The following is a 2,605-nucleotide window of genomic DNA, read 5'->3' on the forward strand; positions in this document are numbered from 1 at the left end:
GTGACGAGGAGCTTGCCGCCGTGAATCTGCAGCGGGATGCCTTCCACGGGGAGTGGAACTACGCCATCGCCCCATCCGAACCTCGAATCGGGTCAGTTGTTTCGTGACGAGTCCTAAGCAGCCTGCGTGCCGAGTTCCAGCCCGAGTTCCAGAGGGTGTTGCGGTTTCGGCTGAGGCAGTGCGACAGAGGAGCTAGTCGGCGGGAGGGTGATGTACACAGCCGACCTGGCGGCGAGCTTCAACCACTCGCTGCCGGTCGACCGGATCACGCTGGTCTCGGTCGGCCTCATGTTCATCGTCCTTGGCAACTTCATGACCACCGTCAAGCAGAACTGGACGATGGGCGTTCGCTTCTCGTGGACCGTGCTGGATGACGTCGTGTGGCGCAAGTCGAACCGGCTCGGAGCGTCGATGTTCATGCTCGCGGGCGCGCTTGCCATCATCGGCGTCGCGCTGCCGCAGCCCTGGGGATTCGTGATGCTGCTGGCACCTGTGCTTGCGATGCTGCCGGTGCTCTACGTGTACTCGTTCCTCGAGTACAAGAAGCGCCACCCCGAGGATATGGGTAGGCCGCCGGCGGCGGAGTAGGTGGAGCGTTCGGGGCACGCGCCGGGGGGTTAGCGGCTTGCAGTTATACGCAGAAGTGAACTACACTGCGTATAACCTCACCGGAGGAGCAGTGACGTGAACAAGCAGCCGCTCGAAGTGCAGACTCTCTACGCCGAGCTGATCGAACGCCTGATGTCACTCGAGACACAGCGAACGATCGGTCGTGCGAAGGGCACCTTCGTCACGAAGATCGTCAAGGGCGAGACGTACTACTACTTTCAGCACTCCGTGCCCGGCGGGACCAAGCGTCAGGTCTATCTCGGGAAGAAGGACGCAGCGCTCGACGCTGTGGTCGAGCGCTTCCAGTCGGAACGCGTCGACATCGCCGAGGACCGGACTTCCATTGAGCGCCTTTGCTCTCTGCTTCGCGTGGGCGGAGCGCAGGTGACGGATGCGGCGACCGCCCGCGTTCTGGAGGCATTGTCTGATGCAGGGGTCTTCGGCCTCGGTGGTGTGCTGGTCGGAACTCACGCCTTCGCCGTGCTGGGCAATCTCCTGGGTGTTACCTGGGATGGCGCGGGACTCAAGACCCAGGACATCGACATCGCGGCCGAGCCGACCGTGGGAATCGCCGTCCCTGACATGCAGACCGATGTGCCCGGAGTGCTCGACAGCCTCGGAATGGGCTTCCTTCCTGTTCCTGCTCTCGACCGGAAGCACTCGTCAACGTCCTTCAAGGTACGCGGCCAGGGCCTACGTGTAGACCTCCTGACCCCAGGCCACGGCAACCAGTCGCAGCCGGTGAAGATCCCTCGCTTGCAGGCGACCGCCAAACCGCTGCGCTTCCTCGGCTACATCCTCGAGGAATCCGTGCGTGCGGCGGTCATAGACGGCGGCGGCGTGCTAGTCAGCGTGCCCGATCCAGCCAGGTTCGCCTTCCATAAGCTCATCGTCTCGGGTGCTCGTCCTGTCGCAATGCATGCCAAGCGGGACAAGGATCTGCTGCAGGCGACGCAGGTGTTCTCGATTCTTGCCGAGGAGCGGCCCGGTGACCTGGCGCGCGCCTGGGAAGCGATTGCGGGCTGCGGGGCCGGGTGGGTCAGGCGGACGACGCAGGGGATGGAGGCGATGGCACGCATCGACGGTGACGTGGCGAAGCGTGTCTCGATCGCTTTGGGATTGTGAGGCAGGAGCGCGGGTAAGATGGCGGCTCCGAACCGGTGGGATCGTTCCTGTCACGACTTGAAGATGTCGGACGCGAATCATACAATACATGAGGTATATACATCACACACGTACGGAGCGGACATGTCAGAAGAACGAGTGGGATATGGGACGAAGCCGGCGCAGTTCCGGCTTCCGATCGAGATGCACGAGTTTCTTGCCCGCGAGTCGACTGCCCGCGGGGTGACCAAGACCGAGATCGTGCTGGAGGCCATCGCCGATCTTGAACGGAAGCGCTTCGAGGAGAATCTCGCGGAGGGCTATGTTGACATGCAGGCGCACGATGCGGCGGAAGCAGTCGCCTGGGACGGCACTCGTGCTGACGGGCTGGAGCCCGACGGATGGTAAGGACTCCACTTCGAGGCGAGGTCTACTGGGTGAGGCTCGATCCGGTTGAGGGCAGCGAGCAAGGCGGCCGTCGTCCGGTTCTGATCGTGCAGAATGATATCGGCAACCGGCTCGCGCCGACCACGATCGTTGCACCGCTGACCCGACGCGCTCCGCGAAGACCCTATCCCTTCCTGGCGCACGTGACGGGCATACCGGGCGCCGAGGAATCATGGATTCACTGCGGACAGGTGCGCACGATCGACAAGACGCGCTTGTCAGGTGAGCCGATGGCGGCGCTCGACCGCGATGCGATGGCTCGGGTGGAAGCCGCGGTACGGGCGTCTTTGGGGATGTATTGAGCGCGGTTGGTGCGTGGTGGTATGACTAAGGAAGCGTCAAACAACAACTGAGCGGTTGCGGGGATGGATCACATAGTTCCATTCGGGATGGAACTCATCTCGGGTGAGGTTGACTGTCGCCAGTTGGGCGTCTGAGACCCTGA

At 62.9% G+C, this 2,605-nt stretch carries 4 protein-coding genes; all 4 read left to right on the top strand.

Going from position 1 to position 2,605, the window contains the following annotated elements; translation table 11 throughout:
• Positions 1-210 precede the first annotated feature (210 nt).
• The 4 genes from Q8K99_14910 (at position 211) to Q8K99_14925 (ending at position 2,462) form a co-directional block, all read left to right on the top strand.
• Positions 211-588, top strand: a complete 378-nt coding sequence (locus tag Q8K99_14910) for an SdpI family protein (GenBank protein MDP2183837.1) — start codon at positions 211-213, stop codon at positions 586-588.
• Between the two features lie 96 nt (positions 589-684).
• Positions 685-1,734, top strand: a complete 1,050-nt coding sequence (locus tag Q8K99_14915) for a GSU2403 family nucleotidyltransferase fold protein (protein ID MDP2183838.1) — start codon at positions 685-687, stop codon at positions 1,732-1,734.
• A 123-nt stretch (positions 1,735-1,857) separates the two neighbouring features.
• Positions 1,858-2,121, top strand: a complete 264-nt coding sequence (locus Q8K99_14920) for a hypothetical protein (protein MDP2183839.1) — start codon at positions 1,858-1,860, stop codon at positions 2,119-2,121.
• Entirely contained in the window at positions 2,115-2,462 is a 348-nt protein-coding gene (locus Q8K99_14925) for a type II toxin-antitoxin system PemK/MazF family toxin (GenBank protein ID MDP2183840.1), read from the top strand. Before Q8K99_14920 ends, Q8K99_14925 begins: the two co-directional genes overlap by 7 nt.
• The last annotated feature ends 143 nt before the right edge of the window (positions 2,463-2,605 follow it).

It is taken from the genome of Actinomycetota bacterium, assembly GCA_030682655.1.
Taxonomy (GTDB): Bacteria; Actinomycetota; Coriobacteriia; order Anaerosomatales; family JAUXNU01; genus JAUXNU01.